Source organism: Enterovibrio calviensis DSM 14347 (assembly GCF_000621165.1).
GTDB classification, from domain to species: Bacteria; Pseudomonadota; Gammaproteobacteria; order Enterobacterales; family Vibrionaceae; genus Enterovibrio; species Enterovibrio calviensis.
Genome location: NZ_JHZA01000001.1, coordinates 485,055 through 509,629 on the forward strand (window position 1 = coordinate 485,055; position 24,575 = coordinate 509,629).

The following is a 24,575-nucleotide window of genomic DNA, read 5'->3' on the forward strand; positions in this document are numbered from 1 at the left end:
ATTTCTGAACGGGGTTGTTACCAATTTGGTTTGTTGTCTTTTGGAAGATTGGCAGTCGCACAAAAAAGACACTAGTTTTAAAAGGAAAAACATGACCCTTTACAAAGGCAAATAAGAGCAGCATCAGACGCCTTGTGAAGGTGAAAAATGTCTTTATACGGCCGGTTGGCACACGAAATTCGCGGCTTTGAAAGAGATATCGCCAAGCGGGATCTCTGCATTGACATGACCTAGATTTCAGTGATAACTCGCTGATATAAAACAATTCTTAAGGAACGGTCTAATGAAAGGTTTGGTGAAAAACGAGCCAATAATTGTGCTCGCCGATGAAGATCTCACACATGTTGATTTTCACCAGCAAATTCTGAGTGAGAGTGGTTATTGGCTGCGTTCTGTGGCTACACCGGAAAAACTGACCACTATCCTCGAACAGCATCCCGTCAATATTCTTGTTATCAGCATGGACTTCGCCTTTGTAAGTGGTGAGCCTATTGACGTTGAAATGAGGAAGATCCGTTCTCTACCCACGTGTAAAAATGCGCGCATTATTTTCACCACCAATTCGTATTCGAGTGATCAAAAGCAACAGGCTTTTCGCGCGGGTGCCAGTGACTACATGGTTTATCCCATAGCGGCTGATGAGCTTTATTTAAAAATGGGCACGCATCTTGTGGCGGGCGCATATAAAGGTGTAACAGGCGCATTAAGCCGAAGTTTCAATCTGTTGTCTGAAGTGAATATGACGTTATCGCCGCTTATTGCGACGTCGGTAAGTTGTGCTCAAATGCTTAACCAAACCTCGTTAAGCAACAAGCAATCTGTCTATGTAGACAGTGTGAACAACGCAATGAAGCGCGCGTCTGTCATTGGCGACAATCTCCGAGACTTCGAAGAGATGTCAACGAACACCATCGCTCTCGACAATACGCCTTTTGACCTTGGGCAGTTGCTTGAAAGCTTGAAAGACTACTTGGTGGGTGAAGCAGAAAGCCGGTGCGTCGAGCTTTTGTTCAATGTGCCGCTTGATGTACCCCGTTCACTCGTCGGCGACCCGGATAGATTGAGACGTATTCTACTCAATCTGATCAGCGAAGCTTTTGTCATCGGCGGTGGCTGTCCCATCATCTTGAGTATTCAAGCGGGTACGTTGTCTGATTCGAGTGTGGTGCTGGAATTCTCGGTGCATCGAAAAATCACGGAAGACGAGCAAGATTCAGACGACCTCGATGAACTGGCAGAACGCGCTGCCATGGCAATGTCTGAATTGGATGAATCACTGAATTTGGTGGTGGCTTGCTACCTCGTCGAACTGATGGGAGGCGCATTTCACGAAGAGTCTTCAGATAAAGATTCGGGGATCTACTTCAACCTTGAACTTCAGGTTGCAACGGTTCATGCAGACAAGAGCTTCGCCGTCCCCGTTGATTTAAGAGAGTTAAGAGTGCTGGTGGTGGATGACAACCCGTCTTCGATCGCTGTGCATTCTGCCATTATTTCGTCTTTGGGTTTTTACTGTGAATCGGCAAGCGATGTTGATAGCGCGTTCCATGCCATCGAAGAAGGGTACTTAGACCTTGATGGTGAACCGTTCGATCTTGTGTTGCTTGATTGGTCCATGCCTGGCAAAAAAGGCTTCCATTTGCTCGAGAAACTCCAAAAAGAAATGACACCAGAACAACAACCGTTGGTCATTGTGATCAGCGCGTTTGACCATGCTGTCATTGAAAAAGAAAGGGGTAACGGCAAAGTTGATGGATACCTTCACAAGCCAATCTCTGCGTCCGTGATGTTTGACACCATGATGGAAGTGTTGGGAAGAAATCTCCCCAAAACCCATCAGCGAATTATTGCAGCGCAAGGGCATTCAAACGGCATTACCATTAACGGTAGCGGCAAGCGCATCCTTGTGGTTGACGATATGCCGATAAACCAGCAGATCGTTCAAGAAGTGTTGATCAGCAATGACTTTCAAGTTGAGTTGGCTGACTCAGGGCGTAGTGCGGTGGTGAAAGTGTGCCCCGCGCCGGAACTGTATGATGCGGTTTTGATGGACCTCGAAATGCCGGAAATGAATGGCCTCGAAGCCACACGCATTATTCGAGAAACCGCTGATAGAGAAAGTCTGCCTATTTTTGCGTTAACGGCTCATACCATGGAACGCGACCGTCAACGCTGTGCTGACGCCGGAATGAACGATCATGTCGCCAAACCACTTGATGCCGATATTTTGCTGAAAAAACTGGCTAGCCACTTGGGTTTGGCAGTGAACGCAAAAGAGAGTAGAGACGATAACAACGAGACTGCCATCGAAGAGTATGAATACGTCGATGTCGAAGACGGTATTAAGCGAGTGATGGGCAATGAAACGCTGTACTTCAAGCTATTGAGTGACTTTGTTCATCAAGCTCGGTCGCAAGAGAATCAAGTCTGCGTGCTTATCGAATCCGGCAAGTTAACGGAAGCGGCTGAAAGCGCGCACAATATTGCGGGTAGTGCTGGAAACCTTTCCGTTGTTGCATTAAGAAACTCGGCGAAGCAACTCCAAAATGCGCTGATTACATTGGAAGACTACCAATTATCGCTGACCCAATTTCGGCGCGATATTGATAACGCCATTAAAGAGATTGGCGATATTTTGCTGAAGCGAAACAATGTTGCCTCTCTCCCTACACCGCCTGATTATGGCGCTCTATCATCGTCGAAAAAATCCGATGCTATCAACGAAATGGATAAGGCGTTTATCGACCGCGTGTTCGTGCTGGAATCTCAGATCATGGCGCAAGATATGATGGCAATAGACAATTATTATCAGATGTTGGTCGATTTCTGCGATTTGGCCATCAAGCTCAAACCGGTTGGCGATAAGTTGATTGAGCTTGATTACCCGAAAGCCTTGGCAGTTCTCAAACAATTCATTTCAGACCAAGGGTACAGTAAGGAACAAGCGGAACAGGGAGGCCAGTCCTATGTTGGTTAACCATAACGCCGCCGATAAAGACACCATATTAATCATTGATTCATCGCCTAATAGCGTCCGTATTTTAAATGCGATCCTAGGTGAAGAATATCGTGTCATTTTCTCTACGACCGGAGCCACAGCGCGTGTTTTGATTAAAATCGAACACCCTAAGCTTGTCTTACTCGATGTTGATCTCCCTGATATGGATGGATTCTCGCTTTGTCAGGCTTTCAAAAATGATATGGCGACAAAAGACATTCCTATTATTCTGATCAGTGAAAATCAGGAAGACGAGAATCGGGAAATGGGGTTGCGTATTGGTTGTGCGGACTACATCAACAAGCCTGTCTCTCCCGCTGAAGTGAAGCTTCGAATTTATAATCAATTGCGGATCCGTCGCAACGAAGATCTCATTATGCAGAGGGCGCTTTATGATTCGTTAACGGGACTCGCAAACCGAAACTTGGCACTGGATCGCCTTCGTTATGCCATTACGCATGATCTTCGGCGTGGGTTGCTCACTGGGCTAATGCTGGTGGATATCGATAACTTTAAGTTGATAAACGACACGCTTAGCCATGATGTGGGTGATCAGGTCTTGGTGGAGTTGTCTAAGCGCATTCTTCAGGTCGTCCGTGAAGTCGATACGGTAGGTCGTGTCAGTGGCGACGAGTTTTTGATTGTCCTGCCAGGGTTACATCAAACCGAAAATGCGTGCCAAATAGCGAGCAAATTACGCAAAGCCATCAACAAACCTATCTCAATTGCGAGTGGGGGCGAGGTCCATGTTACAGCCAGTATTGGCGTTTCACTTTCGCCGATGGATACGGAAGATTTCAAGCGGCTATTCGCCAATGCAGACGTTGCGAAAGACCAAGCCAAATGCGGCGGTAAAGATTCCTATCGCATGTTTACTTCAGAAATGAATGACAATGTGCACCGCCGTGTTCGCATTGAGTATCACCTCGTTCGAGCGCTATCTCTTGATGAACTCTCGCTTGTCTATCAGCCGTTCATTGACCTGAAAACCAATGAAGTGGTTGGGGCGGAAGCATTACTGCGATGGAACAACAGTGAACTGGGAAGCGTCCCGCCGGATGAATTTATTCCCATTGCCGAGCAAACTAACTTGATATACGAAATCGGTAAGTTTGTATTGAAGACTGCTGTTGATGATTTTCTTACGCTTGAAAACGCACAGGGTCGACCGCTAAATGTGGCGATCAATATCTCTCCGCAACAAATTCGTAAATCAGGTTTTGTCGAAGATTTAAAAATCATCATCGACGAGGCTGGATTTGATGCGAGTCGTCTTGAGTTGGAAGTCACGGAAGGATTACTTTTAAGTCAACAAAGGTATGTGAAAGACGTCATAGAAGAGCTCCACAACATGGGAGCCGTGTTATCGATGGATGACTTTGGCACAGGTTACGCGTCGTTGAGTTATTTACTGCGTTTTCCTTTTGATGCGTTGAAAATCGACCGAGAATTTGTCGATGGCATCACCGACGTTGAAATTAACGAAACGCTAGCAACCGCTGTGATATCTATGGCTCGTGGGCTGAATATGACCACAGTCGCTGAAGGTGTTGAGACACAAGAACAACTTGAAATGCTGACGTCGAAAGGCTGTGACCTTGCCCAAGGTTATTACCTCAGTCGTCCTATCAGTATTGATGCGTTCAAAGAATTTCTGGGTATTCAAAGTGCTGATGAAGAGCAAGAGTTGATTGGTGAAGCGACAGAAACGAAAAAGTAGCAGTTCAGTGTTTACTGACTGCAACGATAGCGTGATATGAACGATGAAATGAGTCAGTTGTTTGGGTATATGCAATATAAAAAAGACGCGTTCATGCGTCTTTTTTCATTTTTGGACAGTGGCTTATTTGTGTCCTGCTGGTGCCGCGTTATTTTGTAGGTTACCGAAAGTATACCGATTGACGCTCTTGCCTCGGTTACTATAAGTTACCTAGTCGTAGTTATTCTCGGAGACTGTTATGAGCAACAGAATCAAAATCGATATCGTGTCAGACGTAGTGTGTCCTTGGTGCATTGTCGGCTATAAGCGCCTCGAGAAAGCCATCAATGAATTGGGCTTGCAAGACAGCATCGACATCGAATGGCAGCCATTTCAGCTCAATCCTTATGTGGGTAAAGACGGAGAAAATTTGTTTAACCACATTATGAAGAAGTACGGAAATACGCGAGAAGACAATGTACGCATGCGTGAAAATCTGACGGGATTCGGGGAAGAGTTAGGGTTTGCGTTCCAGTTTTTTGACGAGATGAAAACCTATAACACCCAAGATGTACATCAACTGCTCGACTACGCGAAAACCCAAAATCGCCAGCATGATTTGGCGATGCGGCTGTTTAGTGCGTATTTTACTGAGAAACAAGATATTTCAAACCGAGAGGTCTTGGCTGCGCAGCTAAAAGCTGTAGGACTAGATGTTTCTGAAGGGCTAGCGCAACTGGATGATAGCAGTGTGCGAGAGAGGGTTGAAAAGAATCAATCTTACTGGCGAGAGCTTGGCGTTTCATCTGTGCCGACCATCGTTTTTAACCGCGAGAGTGCAGTATCAGGGGCACAACCTGTTGAGGTATTAACGCAGATACTGTCCGAACTTCACGCGGGGCGTTAACGCACAAGACACTCGACCAAACTGACATCGAGGCGCTGCTAGAGATCGAGGTAGAGCCTCAACATGTCTTTGTGTTGAACACCATTTTCCCAAATGGGTTCATCATAATTTTCGAGAAAATGGTTCGTTACCACTTCTGAAGCACGAAAGCCCATCCGCTGATAAAAGGCCAACTGATAACCAAAAGTCCCAGTGCCGATTTCCAAACGTTTGATTTTCTTTCTACGTGTGAATTGTATGGCGTATTTGAGAAGGCCTGTCCCCCAACCATTCCCCTGACACTCGGGTGACACTGCAATATTAAACAATTCAGCGACATCCGTATCTGTTTGCTTGAGGACACAGGCTGCAATGATTTGCTTGTTCTTCAACGCGACACAACACCAAGAATCAAGCAGGTAAGACGCAATGCTACTTGCTGAGGGGTCGGCTTCTAACAGTAAGGATGGTGGAACAGCAATAGGCGCGACTTCGGCAAAAGTGACGATATCTTTAATAGAAGTGGTTTCGCCATTTACCATCTGATTGGCCTTTTGCTTGATACGATGTTCTTCTAATACGCTGACGTTGTCGTTCATATGTGTAGTACCGCGAGAGCGTGACTGAATTTACGTCACAAGGTTGCCAGAGAAACGAAAAAAACAATGGCATCAATATCACGCCTTGCCCAATAAATTGGCTTTTTCACGGTTCACTTAACATGAATTATCACTATTGCGTCATTCAAAGCGAGGTGGTGAATAACGTTCCGCTGATCACAAATTATTTCTTTTTTCCCGATACTTGTACAACGCCTCGCATAGATACCAACTGACAAGGCTAACTGTCAGACTGAAACTGACGATTTTTAAACAATAAATTGGGAAGGCAAGAAAGAACTGTTCAACACTGTTCCCATTGGCGGAAAAGTAAGCCGATCCAACGAGTCCCATCAGTATTCCAATGGTGACAATCAGAAATAACGTGATGACATAATTTAACTTACCGTGGCGACGGGTTTGCTTCCAAGCATTGAACGGATACTCAAGATCCATAGAGACGTCAATATGTTGTAAAAATTTAGTCGGCTAGGATAAGTGAATTTGTCGGGAAATGAAGACAGCTATTGTTGTTCTGCGAGCGAATTGGGACTATGAAGTTCCTTGTTACAAATATTTTGTTACACGTGGTTTTTTGCCGACCGATTGTAAAAACGAGGGGCATCCTTTCGCGGAAGGTGTATGAGGTTGAGATTTGCCTGAATGGCCGTATCGACGGCAAGCGACGTGGGTGTACCTAACGTGATTAATGTGCCCACCCCAGCGGTCACGGCTTTTTGCACCAGTTCAATGCTGCACCGGCTGGTCATCAACAGGGCGTTGGACGTGGATAATATGCGTTGGCGCAAGGCCGAACCAAGAACCTTGTCGAGCGCATTGTGTCGCCCAATGTCTTCCTTACATTGCAATATCTCCCCATTTTCATTGACGAGCAGTGCGGCGTGAATTGCGCCACTGATGTGCCCAAGCGACTGCCATTCACGCAAGGTTTCACGCAGTGCGAGAATACTCTCAGTATCAAGGGGTTCGATATGTGATAAAGCATCCAAGCTTGGAATAGCTTGCGCTAACGATTCTGCACCACAAATACCACACCCCGTGCGGCCCGCTAAGTGACGCTTAGCGAGTGACATTCTTGCTTGTGCTCTGTTCGCCAGGGTGACGTGGGCGAGCAAAGCATCATTCTCTGTCTCAACGACAATGTCATGGATTTCACCAGAGTTTCGAATAATGCGCTCACTGAATGAAAACCCATAGATGAAATCATCGATATCTTGCGGGGTAACCATCATGACAGCATGGCTCACCCCGTTGTAGGAAATGGCCAACGGTGTTTCCGTGGGCAGCGTTGAAAAGCAGGTCACGTCGTTTTCTTCGTCCATGTAATGGTGAAGAGAGTGTGGCGGCAGCGCATGGTCTTCCTGCGCGCTTGATGGCGAACGCATTGGCTTGGATGTGGATTTGGACGTGGGTTTTGTCATGGATGCCTAACTGATGGGACGACAACGAATTACTTATAGAGGATAGGATAGTGCTATTGCGTCTGCTGTGCGTTAAACGAGAACGAAAAAGTGACGTAACGCATCGTCATTGATCAACAGGAAAACACGAGCTCATTGCGTTGTCGCAAACACAATGAGTGCAGGCGCAATTGCGCACTCTGAGGTGGCAGAGCAACTTTACCATGGTCGAGATTGCGTGGTAGCTTCGCGACCAACGGCGATGAAATGACTACACTTTTGGTGCAACCTGCCTCCGTTGTAATTGGGGGATCGGATTTTTCCTCGGCACAGGACAAAGGAATGACAAACTACTCAGGATTCGGCCTGTTTAAACATGCCCTGACATTTCATGAAAACTGGCAGCGTGTTTGGCGTAACCCTACACCTAAACCCTATTACGACGTGATCATTGTTGGCGGTGGCGGACATGGATTAGCAACCGCGTATTACCTTGCCAAAGAATGCGGGGTAAAGAACGTTGCTGTGGTCGAGAAGGGATGGTTAGGCGGCGGTAACACGGCGCGTAATACCACGATCGTTCGTTCCAATTACCTGTGGGATGAAGCGGCTCATCTCTATGAGCACTCATTGAAACTTTGGGAAGGTTTGTCTCAAGAGCTAAATTTCAATTTGATGTTCAGCCAGCGTGGGGTGCTCAACTTGGGGCACACGCTCCAAGATATGCGAGACATTGAGCGACGCGTGAGCGCAAACCGGCTCAATGGCATTGACTGCGAAGTGCTGGATAACCAAGCAGTGCAAGATCTCGTCCCTCTGCTCGATTGTTCTGAAAACACACGTTATCCAGTGATGGGGGCCAGTTGGCAGCCTCGCGGTGGGGTGGCGCGTCACGATGCTGTGGCATGGGGGTTCGCCCGCGCCGCAGACAGCCTAGGTGTGGATTTGATTCAGCAAACGGAAGTGACAGGGCTTCGCATTGTTGATGGGAAAGTCAAAGGCGTAGAGACATCGAAAGGGTTTATCGGCGCAGAGAAAGTGGGTTGTGTTGTTGCGGGGAACTCCGGTGAGTTGGCGCGTATGGCAAACATGACGCTGCCCATTGAATCCCACCCTTTGCAAGCCATGGTGTCTGAACCTCTCAAGCCTTGTATTGATACGGTGATCATGTCGAACCAAGTCCATGGATATATTAGCCAATCTGACAAGGGCGACTTGGTGATCGGCGCGGGTATTGATTCCTATAACGGCTTTGGTCAACGCGGTTCGTTTCCTGTTATTGAACACACAATTTCCGCCATCATTGAAATGTTCCCTTTCCTCAGCCGAGTACGCATGAACCGTCATTGGGGCGGGATTGTGGATACCTGTCCTGATGCTTGTCCAATCATCAGCAAAACGGACATTCAAGGGCTGTACTTCAATTGTGGATGGGGCACTGGTGGCTTTAAAGCGACGCCGGGATCCGGTCACGTATTTGCCCATACCCTCGCGAATGATTCGCCGCACCCAATCGCTGCGCCATTCAATATCGACCGTTTTGTGTCGGGTTACTTGATTGACGAGCACGGCGCAGCCGGCGTTGCACACTAACTTCACGCAGTATTGGAAAAGGAACTGACATGCTACGTATTTACTGTCCTTACTGTGAAGAACACAGAGACGAAGACGAATATGCCTATGGCGGCGAGGCGCATATTGTTCGCCCGAAAGACCCAGATGCACTGAGTGACAAAGAGTGGGGACACTATTTGTTTCATCGTAAAAACATCAAAGGCAGCCATCGCGAAATGTGGTACCACGCCGCAGGGTGTCGAAAATTCTTCAATGTTCAACGTAATACCGTGACCTATGAGATTGAGGCGGTGTACAAGATTGGCGCGGCAGCAGAAGCGGATCAATCTTCGGGTAAATCAAACGGGGAGGCGAGCGCATGAGCCAAAAAAATCGCTTGCCGGAAGGTGGTCGCATTGACCGAAATTCATCCTTCACTTTCTCGTTTAACGGTCAGGTCTATCAAGGCCATAAAGGCGATACCTTGGCGTCTGCCTTGATTGCCAACGGTGTAAAAGTGGTGGGTCGCAGCTTTAAGTATCACCGCCCTCGCGGCATTATTGGCGCGGGCGCAGAAGAGCCCAATGCGATCTTGCAGTTGGGTTCTCAACCTGCAACGTCCACACCCAATCAACGCGCCACTCAAACCGAGCTTTATGATGGTTTAGATGCGCGTGTCGTGAATGCATGGCCAAACCTAGAAACCGACGCATTGGCGATGGTGGGCAAAATTGGCGGAGCCATGATGCCTGCGGGCTTCTACTACAAAACCTTCATGTACCCCGAATCCTTGTGGCCCACTTACGAAAAACATATTCGTAATGCGGCGGGGCTTGGGGAAATCCCTCGCGCGAACGACCCTGACAAATACGACAAAATGCATCACCACTGTGATGTGCTGATTGTGGGTGCAGGCGCGGCAGGTTTGATGGCAGCCAGAACCTTAGTTGGGCAAGGGCTTCGCGTGATGCTGGTCGATGAACAATCAGAAATGGGAGGCAGCCTGCTGCATTGCCGAGAAGCGATCAATGGGCAGGCAGCGGATAAGTGGGTGGCTGAAACCCTCGACATACTGGCGGAAGATCGGGATTGTACGCTCTTGCCGCGAAGCACTGCCTTTGGTTACTACGACCATAATTTCGTGGGCGTTGTGGAGCGTCGAACCGATCACCTTGGTGACGAGGTGCATGGTATTCGACAACGCGTTCACCATATCCGAGCGGAACGCGTGCTACTTGCAACGGGTGCCATTGAACGGCCATTGGTGTTTGGTAATAACGATTTACCCGGCAGCATGTTGGCCTCTGCTGTGTCGATTTATCTTCGTCGGTATGGCGTTGCAGCGGGCGAAAAACTCGTGCTGATGACCACCAACGATGAAGCGTATGACGCAGCGATTGATTGGCACCACAGCGGCAGAAAAGTCGCGGCGATTGTGGATACACGTCCCTTTGCTGATGGCGATCGTGTCCAGCAGGCGAAGGACTTGGGGATCACTGTGCTTCAAGGCCACGCTGTCATGAACCTCAAGGGAAGCTCCGAGGTCACTAGCGCCGAAGTGGTTCCCATTGATAAATCGGGCAGTAGCGTCATTGGCACAACCACGGTCATCGCTTGTGATACGGTCGCCAGCAGTGGCGGATGGAGTCCAGCGTTGCACTTGAGTTGTCACACGGGTGGTCGCCCATTGTGGCGTGACGACATTGCCGCCTTTGTCCCATCAGATAGCGTAAAGGGCATGGATTATGCTGGCGCAGTGGCGGGTGTTGGCGAGTTGGCTGACGTGATTAATGCCGGAGCAGAAGCTGCGCTGCGTGTCGCGCAGGCTTTGAATGTGTCGATTGAAACACCAGCGATGCCAGATGTTGAGACGCTTACCTCCTCGCCATCGATGGCCTTGTACCTTGCACCGCATCGCCTTCCTAATAGCCGTGCACCCAAACAGTTTGTCGATTTCCAAAATGACGTGACTGCGGCGGGTATTGAGTTGGCAGTGCGCGAAGGGTACGAATCCATCGAGCACATTAAGCGCTACACCGCGATGGGGTTTGGCACCGATCAGGGCAAAACGGGCAACATCAATGGCATGGCGATCGCCGCACATGCCATGGGCAAAACCATTCCTGAAACGGGCACCACCATCTTCCGTCCTATGTATACGCCCGTCACCTTTGGGGCACTGGCAGGGCGTGATGTGGGAAAAATCTTTGACCCTGCGCGTTACACGGCAATGCATGAATGGCATGTTCAACATGGTGCCAAGTTTGAAAATGTCGGCCAGTGGAAACGTCCTTGGTATTACCCGAAAGGAAACGAGACCATGGCGCAAGCTTTGGGTCGAGAATGCCGTGCGACGCGAGAAAGCGTTGGGATACTCGATGCTTCGACCTTGGGGAAAATCGACATTCAAGGCAAAGATGTTCGCGAATTTATAAACCGTATCTACACCAACGGCTGGGACAAACTCGCCCCTGGGCGCTGTCGTTACGGCTTGATGTGTCACGAAGACGGCATGGTGTTTGATGACGGCGTTACGTCTTGCATCTCTGATGAGCACTTTTTGATGACAACCACATCTGGCGGCGCAGCGGGGGTTTTACGTTGGTTAGAAGCGTGGCACCAAACCGAATGGCCAGAGCTCGAAGTCTATTTCACCAGCGTGACCGACCATTGGGCGACCATGACGATTTCTGGGCCTAACTGCCGCAATGTTTTGCAGCAATTGGTTGGCGATGAAGACATCTCAGAAGAGGCAATGCCTTTTATGAGTTGGAAGCCAATGACTGTGGCTGGCGTGGATGCGCGCGTGTTCCGCATCAGCTTTACCGGTGAATTATCGTTTGAAATTAACGTCAACGCCAATGCAGGGATGTACGTGTGGGAACAAGTGATGAAGGCGGGAGCGCCGTATAACATCACACCTTACGGCACGGAAACCATGCACATCCTGCGTGCGGAAAAAGGCTTTATTATTGTTGGTCAAGACACCGACGGTTCAGTTACCCCGCAAGATTTGAACATGGGATGGATCACTGGCAAACAGAAAACCTTTAGTTTTCTGGGGCGTCGATCTTGGGCGCGTGAAGACACGATTCGCACCGACAGAAAGCAGCTGGTGGGCCTGAAGTGCACTGAGCCTAGCAAGGTGATACCGGAAGGCGCGCAAGCGGTGGATAATCCAGATCAACCCATTCCGATGACTATGGTGGGGCATGTTACATCGTCGTATTACAGTGATGTTTTGGGCAGCTCGATTGCGTTAGCGGTGATCAAAAATGGTCTCAACCGCATGGGTGAGTATGTTTACTTCCCATTGGCAGACGGAAGCGTGTTGAAGGCGCAGATTTGCAGCTCAGTGTTTTACGACACCAAAAATGAGAAGCCTTCACAATCGAAGGATGAGGACGTCTCACCGCTTGAAGAGGCGTATACCGTTCAGCATGCGTTGCCGCTGCACCATTTGAGTAAAGCGTTAGGCAAAGCGCAAACAGCCCCTGCGGGTGTTCATCTTCATGAAACGCAGAACATGAGCCAAGTGATCCTTCGCGGGGAACCAAGCGCAGATTTTGTGGCGAACGTGGAACAAGCCTTAGGACTGTCTTTGCCGATTGCAGCCTGTACGTCATCCGAGTCCGAGGACTATCAGATATGGTGGCAGTCACCGGATGAATGGTTAGTGCTGAGCAGCGAAAAATCAGCACAAGACATTGAGGCGTCGTTACGCGCCGTGTTGAGTGGTCATTATCAAGTCGTGGATGTATCTGGCGGTCAATCCTTGGTGACATTAACAGGATCGCATGCGATTGATGTGCTGAAAAAATCTGTTTCTTATGACGTTGATTCACGCCACTTTGGTGTGGGTAAATGTGTCGGTACGACGTTTGCCAAAGCACAGGTGTTTATGCGCCACCGTAGCGAAAATTGCTACGAGCTGGTGGTCAGACGCAGCTTTGCAGATTACATCGCGTTGTGGATTCAAGATGCTGCTGAGGAATACGGTCTTACGCTTGACTGCTAGTTACTAGCGATTAGCTGCTAGCCGCAGCCATTGGTTACGCAAAGACCAACCCATTCTAGCCCGCCTCTCGTGCGGGCTTTTTATTGCTAACTGGTTTTGATGGTCAAGTTGTTCAGCGCTCATGGTCCAGCCCTTAATTTCTAGAATGCTCAGTTGCTCGTCTGTTTAGCTGCTCCACTGTTTACGTCGGGATATCACTTTAGGCACGCTATTTTCGCCAATGAAGGCAGATAAGTCGCTATGATCCCAATACATCAACGCAATGGAGAATGCGCGCTTGCCAGTGATCACTGACCCCTACTTTTACCTGTTATCCGTCCCAGCAGTGCTGATCTATGGCATTGGCAAAGGGGGACTGGGTGGTGCGTTGGGGATCATCGCTGTGCCTTTAATGGCACTTGCCGTTTCTCCCACGCAAGCTGCCGCAATATTACTGCCTATCTTATTGGCGATGGATGTTTTCGCGGTTCGCTATCACTACAAAAGCGCAGATTACGGCGTAATAAAACGCATGCTGCCCGGGGCATTGCTGGGTGTCGCCCTTGCTGGCTTTTATATCCATGCCGTGCCGCAAGCAGGACTGAAGTTGACGATTGGTGTGCTGTCGCTTTGGTTTTGTTTTCACTATGTGTTATCTGAAGTGGGGCTGATGAAAGCAGCCAAAAAGCAAAATGGAAGATTGGCGGCCGCGATTTGGGGTGGAATGAGTGGCTTCTCGAGCACGACAATACATGCAGGCGGCGGGCCAGCCAGTATCTATCTATTGCCGCAAAAGCTTGAGAAGGTAACGCTGGTGGCCACCATGGCCGTGTTTTTTGCCATGTTAAATGTGGTGAAGTTGATCCCGTATGCGGCGATTGGTGAGTTCGATAAAACCAATGTATTGACCGCATTGCTCTTGATTCCGCTTGCACCGTTGGGTGTGAAAACGGGGATTTGGATGCTCCACCGCGTTAGCCAAAAACGCATCTATCAGCTTTGCTATTTGTTTCTGTTTCTTTCGGGAATCAAGCTGTCTGTTGATGGATTACTGAGCTTGATGTAATGCGCTTATCGACTCAGCTTGAATGCCAGCGACACCGCTAAGGATTGTGCCAAACACAAGGTGGCGGTTTGTGAACGAAATGACTCTACAGCCGCTTCTTTGATCACGAAGCACACATCACTGTTCGCGGCGAGGGGACTTACTTGGCTGTCCGTGAAGACAATTTTCTTGGCTTTAGCATGGGTTGCGTGGTCACACAGCTCGATGGTTTCTGGTGAATAGGGGGAAAAGCTCGCACCAATCACCACATCATTCTCGCCAACCAGTGCCAACTGTTCAGATGCCATGCACCCAAAACCATCCACCAATACCACGCGTCGTTCAAGGTGGCGAAGGGCATAGGTCAGGTAAGACGCAATACTGAATGCGCGACGCATGGCGACCACGTAAATGGTGTCTGCGTTTTCAAGTAAATTGACCGCTGTGTCAAGCTGCTCAGGATTCACCGAGCTGGTTAGTTCCTGCAAGGCGACGGTATTCGCCAGTGTAAACTGTTGAAGAATATCGCTTGGCGTGTCTAAAGAGGAGCCTGATTGGCTGTCTTTCAATAGTTTTGCGCGTTCGGTATAGCTGCTTGTTTCTTCAACAAGGTTTTTACGAAAGAGTTGCTTCATTTCATTGAAGCCACTGAAATCGAATGCGTTAGCAAATCTTATCAGCGTTGATGGCGGGACATTGGCGTGAGTGGCAATCACAGCGACCGTATCAAAGGCAATGCTGTTTGGGTTTTCCAGAACGTAATGAGCAACTTGTTGAAGTCGCTTACTGAGGTCGTGATAACGCTGTCGGATTTGTTGCTGTAATTCAGCGAGGTGAGTTGCCGTAGCCATAAAGTACTCGATTAAGATCCATCTATGGCAAGTGTAATGTTTCGAAATGAAATTGAAAATGGAATTTCTATTTCATTCTCAACTTATCTGCTTTCCCTGTCGTTCGAACCCTGACTTCTAGCTAAAGCTGATTTGCTTAAAATGCGGGTTGTCGACCAACACCTCCAAAGAAGCAATATGATCGAGCACCACAAGCTCCGTGGCCCGCTGTTGGTCGCGACTGGTTTCAAGTGAAATGCACTCTTCGCGATCAGCGTTTCGCGCGGTGTCTTTCGCGATGCCCTCAATGGTGTCGCCCGTTCGCAGAACCAGCTTGATGGGGTACTGAAACAAACAGACAATTTCCACGTAATCATAGTCATCACATTTTATCATCGCGCTATCTCTCCCATCCCTAGGCGCTTGAGCTAAGTCACTTAAGTCATATCTCAGTCACCTAGGCCACTTTAGTCAACTTAACGACGACGAGATGCCGCCGAGAAGCGATGTTATCAGTGTCGCCTAGGATGCCACTACTTGCTAGTGGCGTCTTGTAGGATGACCAGTGAACGCAGTTCTACACGGCGGTTTTGTGCCTTTCCTGCCGCGGTTGTATTGTTCGCGACAGGCGCGGTTTCACCTCGGGAAATTGTTTTGAGTGTGGCTGTTTTTCCCGTTGATGCAGTCAGGTAGCCTTTGACTGAATCTGCGCGTTGAAGCCCCAACTTTAGATTGTAGGCATGGCTGCCAACGCTGTCCGTGTGGCCTTCAATGGACAAGGCAGTTTGGCTACGCTTGATGGAGTCCACCACACTGGCGAGGATCTTTTTGCCGGTCGATGTGAGAGACGACTTATCAAAGCCGAAATGCACCATGGCGACAAGCTGGTTGTGGTGTGTGGAAACAGTGGGTGTTTCGCGAACCAAAAGTTCAGCGCATTCTTTGTTTAGGCCAGCGTTCATCAAAGCATCAATGAATAGCGGGGTAGTGGGATGTGATGTCATCGGTACTTCTAGTTGAACATACTGTGATCTATGAAAAAACACTTCAGTGGATTGGCCCACATCAATACGAAAGGCGACCTCTGTGTTTTTATCTGAACAGATATCTTCAAATACAGTTGTTGAAATATTTTCAGCAAAAGAAATAGAACTCACAGCACTTAAGGCAATTGCTAGTGCTGTCATTGAAAATGCTGACTTCATAATGTCTCCATAAGCGTTCTTAACTGCCAACGTACAGGCGTCCAACTTCTTCACTTATAAGCTCAAGGACTGTTTCATAGATATCCTTGTATGAGCTCGCTGATTGGATGTTTTCTGCACCAGCACAAGTCTGCAATCCTGGGTTTAGCGAAATGTCGTAGTCAAAACCAATCACAAATATTCGCGCTTCAACAGCCCGACCACTGACTTGCTTTTGCTCTAACTGATTGATGATGCTGTCGCACAATCCTGCGTTATAAAGTCGCAGAGCGGCATAGCTGGGATAACGATTGTCATGGGCGTTGTCGGGGTGCCAATCTGCACCGTCAGAGAGAACAATAATAAGTTTTCTTACGTTGTCTCCACCGTCAACAATCTTGGCCGCTTCGAGAATACCTTCGAAAGAGGCAGTACCATGGCTAGGGATAAACTGATCGATCGTTGTTCTGAAGTTGGCAAAATCGTCTGTCAATCCTAACGTTCTAAATGACGACCGGTCGTTCGGATCTCTGCCGATGATGGATGTTCTCGGGGTATTCAAGGGGGATGCAACGGTAGCGGCATAATTGATGTTGGGAATGTTAGTCCACCACTGATAGGATTTAGACCCATTGCTATAGTACTGAACATTGCTGTAGTAGGCGCCAAGGTCATGGGGATACATGTTGTATCCAATAAACGCGGCTCGGTTTGCCAGTTGCTCGTCACCGATCTCTTGTTCTGTGGAATCATTGTATGATTCGAGCCTGTCAGTAACGCGTTTTATAACTTCAACAACGCCCTCATATTTTGCATTGATATGACTGAATTCATCGTCGTCGTTGTCATTGTTATCGTTCTCTTCCCAAGCTCTTCCCATTGAACCAGAAAAATCCGCGACGAAAGCGACATCAATGGTAAAACCCTGATATTTGCGTGCTGTCGCTTCGCCACCCATGGTGATCTTCTCTTCATACCCTTGATGGTAATCGTTCTTTGGATACCAACTGGTGAAGTCCGATTCGACACTGACACGATACTGGGTGAAAATCAGTCCATCTCTGTCATAAACGCCTGCTTGCCCACATTGGTCGCCATAAATCTCATCACAACTTGTTCTTTGTACATTGATATCCGATGCTTCAATGTCTCCATCTGGCGCATAATTGTCGACAAAACCTTTCGCCAATAATTGGTTTTCATGTACGGAAGTTGATGCATTGGCGGCGACGGCAAGCGAAGCCATTTCTACACCATCATTGACTCGCGCATGGGTTTGCAAATAGCGCGTCGATTCAATGGCAAGAACAAATACGCTGAACAAAAGTGGGAACGTAATAATGTAGAAGATGGTTGCTACGCCACGTTGTTTTGAAAAACTTGAATTCATCGCACTCAATCCTATCGACCTACTGATATTGAGGTTGAGCGAGCCAACTCCCAAGTTTCGCCCATGAGCTTTCCGAACATATTGTCCGTTTTATAACAGAGAGTGATTTGATACAGCGTGAGTCGATTGCCGAAGTTGGTCACTGGCGCGAGTTCCGTTTTTAAGCTGAGCTTCTCTACGGGCGCACATCCATAATCACCAACATCAAAAATATTCACGCCACTCAGAGCGGAAATGGGTTGCTGCTCACTATTGAATCTCTGTTGTTCGATCACCATGCCGAGGCGACTAGGTTCAAAGCCGTTCATTGTTGCGTCTAACGATGTCGACACTAAACGAAACAATGTGGTGGTTTGTGCAGGTGACATTTCATCCTCTCCATCAAAGAGTTGGGTTCGTTCTTTGACGAGGCTGACCGTTGAGTAGGAAAGGCGATCCAGCTTTCCGACAATGGCTTGTTTTGACACAACATCCATGGTGAAAACGCAAATAAAGCTGAATGCGATCAGAATGACGACAAGTTCAATGGTGAATGTGCCACGTTGTTTATTGGCTAAATTGGTCACGTTCAAATTCCTGAATAGCAATGACTTCACGAGAGAAATTTAATGTTTCAGCATCATACAAAAACGAGAACATCGGATCGTATTCGTAGCTCACTTGGTAAAGCGCAATGGGTTTGTCCGAGCCCAATACTGTGCCAGCCCTTGATGCTGCGTTGTCTAATGAGTCATAAAATTCAACTGAGATACTGAATTTGGTTGGGTCAACAACCTTTGTCCAAAAGTCATTACTGTTGCTGATCGCCGTTCGGAAGATGGATTCATAATTTGCATTTGCAGAGGATCTGGCTGCACGAGAAGATTCTGAAATGGCGTAATCCACGACTGACGACAAATAGCCAATGACACATATTTCGACCCAGAACATGAGAAAGAAAAATAGGAGCATAAAGCCGATGGCAAACTCAAGGGTAATAACCCCCGCTTGCTGGTTTTTCATTGGCATGTATTTTCGCGTTAACGATCTCATGCTACGAATCCCAACGAATGGTTAGGGTGTTTCCTTCCACTTTGATGTCGGGCTTTTGTTGGGTTTTTTCGTGCATTTCAAGCACGATACGCACAAAGCTTTCATGCTCTCCTAGCTCAATCGCTTTAGCCGGCCCATTTTTCAAATAGCGCTTACGTTTGGTCGTGAAATTCTTAGCGCCTTCAATATCAAACACCCACTTTTTGCGTTTCTCGAGATATTGAGTGCGGATCTTGCCCAATTCAAAGTCTGACGTGGCGGTGTATTCGTTCACGCCATTAGTCTTCAAATAATTGATGTCTGTGACCAAATAGCGAGTACGTTTCTTTTTCGGCTTTTTGATGTTGGGCGGTGCCTGTTTTGCCTCTTTCTTAGCAAGGCTGTGTATCTTTTCCTGCTGTGCTTTTTCTGCCTTCGCTTTGTTTGCTGCTGCCACGCGCTGACGTGCAAGTTCTAGCGGTCCCAACTTTTCTTTAGCTGGCGGGCTAATGATGGGCTTTGTTGTTGGAACAATGGCAGCTTTAGATGTCTTAGTCACAGTTGTATTAGTCACAGGGACCGAAATTGTTGACGAAGCGCTGACTGCACTACGCGTTGTTTTGGACGAAGCGTTCATTGCAATTGGAATAGCATTATTTTTCGTTTCGTCTTTCGCTTTCGCTACTGCTTCAATGTTTTGAATCGGAGCACTGTCAGCGAGTACTCGCTTAGGTTTGTTTCTTTGTTTATTGGCCGCCAAGATGGAGTCGATTTTATTGATGCTTTCCGTCGCTGGGGCCTGCGTTGTCAGCGGCACTTTAACGCTGGCTGGAGCCTTGTTTGAATCCTCACTTGAAGAGCGAGTTGAAGCGTTATTTTGCGCACTGTTTTGAGAGAAGCGACCCAACGCTTCAACATTATTGATACTGGTATATCTCTCATTGATCGTTTCTCTGCTTCCTTCGCTTGCGAGGAGTTGACTGAACTCGCGGGAACGACCAGATTTAGCCAGTGCAAGCAATAGGTTAGCCTCAACGATACTGTCTGAACGGCCATTTTTCACCAGTGGCAGCAGAATGTCGGCTGCCCAGTCAAAATCCCCTTTCAATATGGCAACCATCGCGAGGTTGTTCTTCACAATATCGTCGTCAAAGCCATGAAGGCGAGCACGGTCAAATGCCTGTTTGGCTTTATTGAGTTCGCCGCGTTGGGCGAGGAGCAATCCCTTAAGGTTGTATGCCTCGGCGTTATTATCATAGATTCGTAATGCCGCGTTAACGTGTTGTTCGGCGGCATTCAGTCTATCGAGGTCATAGAGCACGTTTGCTCTGAGCATTTCTAACTCTGAATCCTCAATGGCGTCATAAGGGATCAGTGCTAATTGGAACTGTGCAGCTTCAGGATCGCCCGACAAATACAGTGCATTCGCCAATTTATATCGTAGTGATGGCGACGGGTTTTCCTTTAGCTGATCTTGGTAGCGTTTAACCAAGGAGCTGTAGTTTCCGGTTTGAAGTAAGAGTTGATCTCCCTTCTCTCCGGCGTACTCTTCGAGTACATCAGAGGAGCTACACGCAGAAAGCGCAAGAATGGAGGCGGCAACGAGCAACAGTTTCATAGTTTCTCCAACATCCTCATCACACCCGGACTGACAATCAGAATAACGACGGGCATCATGACGAATATGATCATTGGAATGGACATTTTGGAAGAGAGCTTTCCTGCTTTTTCTTCGAGAGAAAGAAGCTGAATTTTGCGAATATCGTTGGAAAGCGTGGTTAGGATTTCGTAAACCGAGGTGCCGTGTTGCATGCTCTGGGTGAGAGTCATGACGAAACTGTGCATTTCTGGCGACGGAACCCGTTCGTAAAGATCTTGAAGCGCTTTGTCTAGGCCAACGGTTCTGGCTCTATCACTGAGGCGCTTCAGCATATAAGCGATATCGCGGTCGAACGATGCCATTTCAGACGTCAGATAGAACAGCGTTGATTCGATAGTCATGCCCGTTTGAACACAGGTGGCCATTAAATCTAATAAGAAAGGCAGTTTTCGGGTGATTTTTAGCGCGAGTGCGCGACGGCGCATTTCTAGGTACAAGTCAGGCCCAATGACCACGACGAGGGTCAATGCTGCTAACCACGTAATTTTATCTACGATCCCCTCATAAATGGGCGCGTCACCGGTCATAATGACAATTGCTGAAGCGACCCCGAAAACCGTGTATTTAATGAGGAAAAAGTAAGGTGCCAGCGCGGTGTTATAAATACCAGCACCGATGAATTTCTCAGTGATTTCGGTGTTACTGGCAGCGAAAAATGACGAAATCAATCGAGATGCATTCGCAAGCGATGACACTTTGTCCATCTGATTAATGTCTAGTGCTTGTTCAATGCTGCTCTTACGCTTTACGTTTGCAAGCAAAATGGTAAGGGCGGTCGCTGCACCAAGCGCAATCAAAACAATAAAGATGAGCGTGTAAAAGCTGTTCACTACTTCACACTCCTCATCAGCCACGTGATGATGCCAATGCCAATCGATTCACTGATTAAGGTGTAATAAAGCAGAAATCTCCCGCTTGGGTCATGCATGACATAGTCGTAGTTTTCTGGTGACAAAAAACGTAGAACAACAAACAGGAAGAAAAAAGGAATGGAGCAGATAATGTATGAAGACATACGCGCTTCTGCCGTTAATGCCTTTTTCTTCATTTCCACACTTTTGGCGTCAAAAAGCACACGGTTGAGGTTGGTAATCACGCGGCGCAACTGACCACCTCGATTGACGTTCACCCTCATGGCAATCACAAAGAACTGGAACGTGGGGGTCGGGAATCGCTGACAGGCACGGGCAAAAACAGATTCGGTTGTCTCGCCTAGGTTCAGACGCTCACCCATTGTCTTAAATTCTCGTCCAACAATATTATCGAGTGACTTTCCAACGTATTGAATCGCGTGAAGCAAACTCTCTCCAGCGGAAACCGAACTGGCAATCATATTGAGCGCGTCAGGGAAGTTTTCTTCGAATTCTTTTTGTGTTCGAAACTCTAAGTACCGAATACCAAGATACGTGAAAATAGGGTACGAAAGTAAAAGCGATACTTGAGTCGTAAAACCAAATACCGTGACAAAAACAAACTCACCGACAAAAGTGGCAACAACGTAATACACCAAGACCTTAATAATGGCGTACTCACCGATGTCGTAATAGATGTTCCTTAGAGACCGAGATAAACGCTGAGAAAATGTAGTGTGGGAAAGCGCTTCCATATCAACCGCACGGTTCTCGAGCAATTTGGTTTCTGGAAGCGTGTTGTTTTCACGAAGCATACTTTCTCGGCGTTCGCTGAGTTGAGCTTGTTTCCTCATGATGTAGAGGCCAACACCAATTAAGCCGATGAAAAACAGGTTTGCAATCATGCTTGCATCTCTTGGAAGATACTTTTGAGTTCTTTGTCTAAGCCGAAGTAGCGCGCTTTTTCATAGAGCGCAGAACGTTCCATCAGCCCAGACGTAATGAACCTACCTAGAATTCGTCCTTGGCTTGAAAAGCCTTGGTGCTCAAAACGGAATATTTCTTCCATTACAACACCGTCGCCTTCCATACCGACGACCTCACAAATACTCATGACCTTACGGCTACCATCGTGAAGGCGACTTATCTGGATGATAATGTCCACAGCACTTACAACGGTGCGTCGTATGGCTTCCAGTGGCAAAGATGCCGTCGCCATCATGACCATGCTCTCGATACGAGAAATTGCGTCTCGAGGGCTGTTGGCGTGAAGGGTGGTCATTGAACCATCGTGGCCTGTGTTCATCGCCTGAAGCATTTCAAAGGTTTCAGAGCCACGGCACTCACCAATAATGATGCGATCAGGACGCATACGCAGCGCATTGATAACCAATTGGCGCTGGTTGATCTCGCCATTACCTTCAATACCTGCGGTACGTGTTTCCAGACGCACCACGTGTGGTTGCTGCAATCTGAGTTCGGCGGCATCTTCAATCGTCACGATACGTTCGCTCTCAGAGATATATTGAGAGAGAGCATTCATCATGGTGGTTTTACCCGAGCCTGTACCCCCAGAGATCACCACATTGAGACGGCAACGTGAGGCGATGATCATGAGTTTGGCGACTTCTGGACTCACAGCACCGAATTCAATCAAGTCACCAAAACTGATGCTTTGCTTTTTAAATTTACGGATAGATACAGACGCACCATCAATGGCAATGGGCGGCAGAACAATGTTGACGCGGCTTCCGTCCTCTAGACGTGCATCACACAACGGTGTCGAGTCATCAACACGACGGCCAACTCTTGAGGCGATGCGTTTGGCGACGTTGGTCAGCTGCGTATTATCCATGAAGGTGATGCGAGATTTTTCAACAAGCCCCTGCCTTTCAATAAAGACGTTATCAGGGCCATTGATCATGATGTCCGAAATGGAATCATCCTCCATCAATGCCTGAATCGGGCCAAGGCCTCGCAGTTCGTCATACAGCATGGTGACGAACTCATTTCGAAGCGTTGTGGAGACGGGGGCTTTGTCTTGTTCTATGAGCAGTAAAATGGCCTGAAGTAACTGGCCTTTCAGTTCATCCTTACCAAGTGTCGAAACGGCTTCTGGGTCAAGTGCATCAAAGATGCGTGTGCGTAAGGAAATATAGAGTTCGCGAGAAGGATTCATGTATTAGCTATCCTTCTTACGGAAAAAAGGAAACAGCCCTTTCACACGGCTTGGCTGTATGACTTCACCGACGACCAACGAACATAAAACGCGCAGCTGACTGCCCAACTTGGTCTTGCCTGTGCTTAACATAGTTCCGCTGACTAATGCTTCCTCCGCCGACACTTCATAAGGAAGAACAACATCAATGGGTACGCTCAAGTACTTAACAATTTCTGATTCAGTGACACTGTGAAATCGAGACGCTCTGTGCTTATTGAGTACAAGCATAATCCGGACAGTCTTTCTTAGATCATTCTCTTCAATGTGTTTTTTGATGTTATTCAAAAGCGCTGCGGTTTCGCGAAGGCATGAGATGGTTGGGTCCATCACCACGACGGCAACATCAAGTTGTTTGATCAATGAGCTAGGTCTCAAGTCGAAACTGACAGAGGCCGAGAGGTCATCAATGATGAAATTTGTCTCGCTGCTTAAATTGCTGATGACAGTGCCAGTGACTTCATGGAAGTCTGCTGACGTTTCACTATCTAGGCCTAAAGCCAGGTAATCGAGTCGATGGTTTACTCTTGTGACGAGCGACTTCGCGATTGATTCATCAACATTGCCGCTGGACTCAACCGCGTTCAGTTTTCTCTTTTCACGGTTTTTCACGCCAAGGTAGATATCTAGATTGCCTGACAGGTAATTGTTATCCACCACAACACAGGATGCCTGCTTTTCATTAGAAAGCTGCCAGCCAAGCTCTGCGGTGATGAGTGACGTACCAATGCCGCCACGCGTGCCGATGATTCCAATGCGTTTAGCGCGTCGACGATGCTTAAAGTTGGCGGATTCATGCTGGGCTAAGACACTTTCGACAAATTCAGCAAGCTCGATTTTCGATATCGGCCAAAGCAGATAATAAAACCCAAATGCTTTTAACTCTCGCACGACAGAAATAGAATCTTCGCCACCGATGATTAAGACAGAAAGCGAGGTAGGCAGGCGCTCTGATAATTGGCGGCACTCTTTTAAAATGTCTTCACATTCCACCAAATCGACAATGGCAACTTGGGCATTTAACTCTTCAACCTGTCCTGCGACGTCATCAAATTTGTATTGATATGAGGTGGGTAGGGTTTCGCCAATAAAGCGGAATGTCTCTTCAACCAGAGACTTTGATTCATCCGTTCTATGAAATTGAACAACCTTAATGCCAGACTGATTGCCAAGGTTAGAGAGAGAGCTCGTTGACTCTTTCTTGAGTAGTTCGTCAAAGATCATGGTGTCTC

General features: G+C 47.8%; 20 protein-coding genes. 7 read left to right on the forward strand and 13 right to left on the reverse strand.

What is annotated here, in order from left to right; genetic code table 11:
* Nucleotides 1-283 precede the first annotated feature (283 nt).
* The 3 genes from Q365_RS0102125 to Q365_RS0102135 all read left to right on the forward strand — a co-directional run bounded on the left by Q365_RS0102125 (nucleotide 284) and on the right by Q365_RS0102135 (nucleotide 5,604).
* Nucleotides 284-2,977 carry a response regulator gene (locus tag Q365_RS0102125; RefSeq protein WP_028021790.1) on the forward strand — a complete coding sequence of 898 codons (2,694 nt, stop codon included), beginning with the start codon at nucleotides 284-286 and terminating at the stop codon, nucleotides 2,975-2,977.
* The gene (locus Q365_RS0102130; protein ID WP_028021791.1) at nucleotides 2,967-4,718 is read left to right on the forward strand and encodes a two-component system response regulator; all 1,752 of its coding nucleotides are present in this window, start codon (nucleotides 2,967-2,969) and stop codon (nucleotides 4,716-4,718) included. The genes Q365_RS0102125 and Q365_RS0102130 overlap by 11 nt, the downstream gene beginning before the upstream one ends.
* A gap of 238 nt (nucleotides 4,719-4,956) precedes the next feature.
* Entirely contained in the window at nucleotides 4,957-5,604 is a 648-nt protein-coding gene (locus Q365_RS0102135) for a DsbA family oxidoreductase (protein WP_028021792.1), read from the forward strand.
* 38 nt (nucleotides 5,605-5,642) lie between these two features.
* Here the strand turns inward: Q365_RS0102135 and Q365_RS0102140 are convergent, their stop codons facing one another.
* Complete coding sequence (locus Q365_RS0102140) at nucleotides 5,643-6,125, reverse strand: GNAT family N-acetyltransferase (protein ID WP_035024426.1); 483 nt, start codon at nucleotides 6,123-6,125, stop codon at nucleotides 5,643-5,645.
* A 638-nt stretch (nucleotides 6,126-6,763) separates the two neighbouring features.
* Nucleotides 6,764-7,624, reverse strand: a complete 861-nt coding sequence (fdhD, locus tag Q365_RS0102150) for a formate dehydrogenase accessory sulfurtransferase FdhD (protein WP_028021795.1) — start codon at nucleotides 7,622-7,624, stop codon at nucleotides 6,764-6,766.
* Nucleotides 7,625-7,945: 321 nt separating this feature from the next.
* On the opposite strand from fdhD, the gene Q365_RS0102160 reads away from it, so the two are divergent.
* The 4 genes from Q365_RS0102160 (at nucleotide 7,946) to Q365_RS0102175 (ending at nucleotide 14,220) form a co-directional block, all read left to right on the forward strand.
* Nucleotides 7,946-9,196 carry a sarcosine oxidase subunit beta family protein gene (locus tag Q365_RS0102160; RefSeq protein ID WP_028021796.1) on the forward strand — a complete coding sequence of 417 codons (1,251 nt, stop codon included), beginning with the start codon at nucleotides 7,946-7,948 and terminating at the stop codon, nucleotides 9,194-9,196.
* 29 nt (nucleotides 9,197-9,225) lie between these two features.
* Nucleotides 9,226-9,540, forward strand: a complete 315-nt coding sequence (locus Q365_RS0102165; protein WP_028021797.1) for a sarcosine oxidase subunit delta — start codon at nucleotides 9,226-9,228, stop codon at nucleotides 9,538-9,540.
* Nucleotides 9,537-13,175: a sarcosine oxidase subunit alpha family protein gene (locus tag Q365_RS0102170; protein WP_028021798.1), complete on the forward strand. Its 3,639-nt coding sequence runs from the start codon at nucleotides 9,537-9,539 to the stop codon at nucleotides 13,173-13,175. Before Q365_RS0102165 ends, Q365_RS0102170 begins: the two co-directional genes overlap by 4 nt.
* Nucleotides 13,176-13,452: 277 nt before the next feature.
* A complete protein-coding gene (locus Q365_RS0102175; RefSeq protein ID WP_028021799.1) occupies nucleotides 13,453-14,220 on the forward strand; it encodes a sulfite exporter TauE/SafE family protein in 768 nt (255 codons plus the stop codon).
* 5 nt (nucleotides 14,221-14,225) lie between these two features.
* Here Q365_RS0102175 and Q365_RS0102180 read toward each other — a convergent pair whose 3' ends face one another.
* From Q365_RS0102180 to Q365_RS0102230, 11 genes are all read right to left on the reverse strand, one after another.
* Nucleotides 14,226-15,050: a MurR/RpiR family transcriptional regulator gene (locus Q365_RS0102180; protein ID WP_028021800.1), complete on the reverse strand. Its 825-nt coding sequence runs from the start codon at nucleotides 15,048-15,050 to the stop codon at nucleotides 14,226-14,228.
* Between the two features lie 117 nt (nucleotides 15,051-15,167).
* The gene (locus Q365_RS0102185) at nucleotides 15,168-15,425 is read right to left on the reverse strand and encodes a Rho-binding antiterminator (RefSeq protein ID WP_028021801.1); all 258 of its coding nucleotides are present in this window, start codon (nucleotides 15,423-15,425) and stop codon (nucleotides 15,168-15,170) included.
* Nucleotides 15,426-15,562: 137 nt separating this feature from the next.
* The gene (locus tag Q365_RS0102190; RefSeq protein WP_028021802.1) at nucleotides 15,563-16,234 is read right to left on the reverse strand and encodes an OmpA family protein; all 672 of its coding nucleotides are present in this window, start codon (nucleotides 16,232-16,234) and stop codon (nucleotides 15,563-15,565) included.
* A 19-nt stretch (nucleotides 16,235-16,253) separates the two neighbouring features.
* The gene (locus Q365_RS0102195; protein ID WP_028021803.1) at nucleotides 16,254-17,603 is read right to left on the reverse strand and encodes a TadE/TadG family type IV pilus assembly protein; all 1,350 of its coding nucleotides are present in this window, start codon (nucleotides 17,601-17,603) and stop codon (nucleotides 16,254-16,256) included.
* Nucleotides 17,604-17,614: 11 nt separating this feature from the next.
* Entirely contained in the window at nucleotides 17,615-18,169 is a 555-nt protein-coding gene (gene tadF, locus Q365_RS0102200) for a tight adherence pilus pseudopilin TadF (protein WP_028021804.1), read from the reverse strand.
* A complete protein-coding gene (locus Q365_RS0102205) occupies nucleotides 18,150-18,635 on the reverse strand; it encodes a TadE/TadG family type IV pilus assembly protein (protein ID WP_028021805.1) in 486 nt (161 codons plus the stop codon). The genes tadF and Q365_RS0102205 overlap by 20 nt, the downstream gene beginning before the upstream one ends.
* 1 nt (nucleotide 18,636) lies before the next feature.
* Nucleotides 18,637-20,232 carry an AMIN domain-containing protein gene (locus Q365_RS0102210; RefSeq protein ID WP_028021806.1) on the reverse strand — a complete coding sequence of 532 codons (1,596 nt, stop codon included), beginning with the start codon at nucleotides 20,230-20,232 and terminating at the stop codon, nucleotides 18,637-18,639.
* Complete coding sequence (locus Q365_RS0102215) at nucleotides 20,229-21,104, reverse strand: type II secretion system F family protein (RefSeq protein WP_028021807.1); 876 nt, start codon at nucleotides 21,102-21,104, stop codon at nucleotides 20,229-20,231. The genes Q365_RS0102210 and Q365_RS0102215 overlap by 4 nt, the downstream gene beginning before the upstream one ends.
* The gene (locus Q365_RS0102220) at nucleotides 21,104-22,030 is read right to left on the reverse strand and encodes a type II secretion system F family protein (protein ID WP_028021808.1); all 927 of its coding nucleotides are present in this window, start codon (nucleotides 22,028-22,030) and stop codon (nucleotides 21,104-21,106) included. The genes Q365_RS0102215 and Q365_RS0102220 overlap by 1 nt, the downstream gene beginning before the upstream one ends.
* A complete protein-coding gene (locus tag Q365_RS0102225) occupies nucleotides 22,027-23,304 on the reverse strand; it encodes a CpaF family protein (RefSeq protein ID WP_028021809.1) in 1,278 nt (425 codons plus the stop codon). The genes Q365_RS0102220 and Q365_RS0102225 overlap by 4 nt, the downstream gene beginning before the upstream one ends.
* A 3-nt stretch (nucleotides 23,305-23,307) precedes the next feature.
* Nucleotides 23,308-24,567, reverse strand: a complete 1,260-nt coding sequence (locus tag Q365_RS0102230) for an AAA family ATPase (protein ID WP_028021810.1) — start codon at nucleotides 24,565-24,567, stop codon at nucleotides 23,308-23,310.
* Between the last annotated feature and the right edge of the window lie 8 nt (nucleotides 24,568-24,575).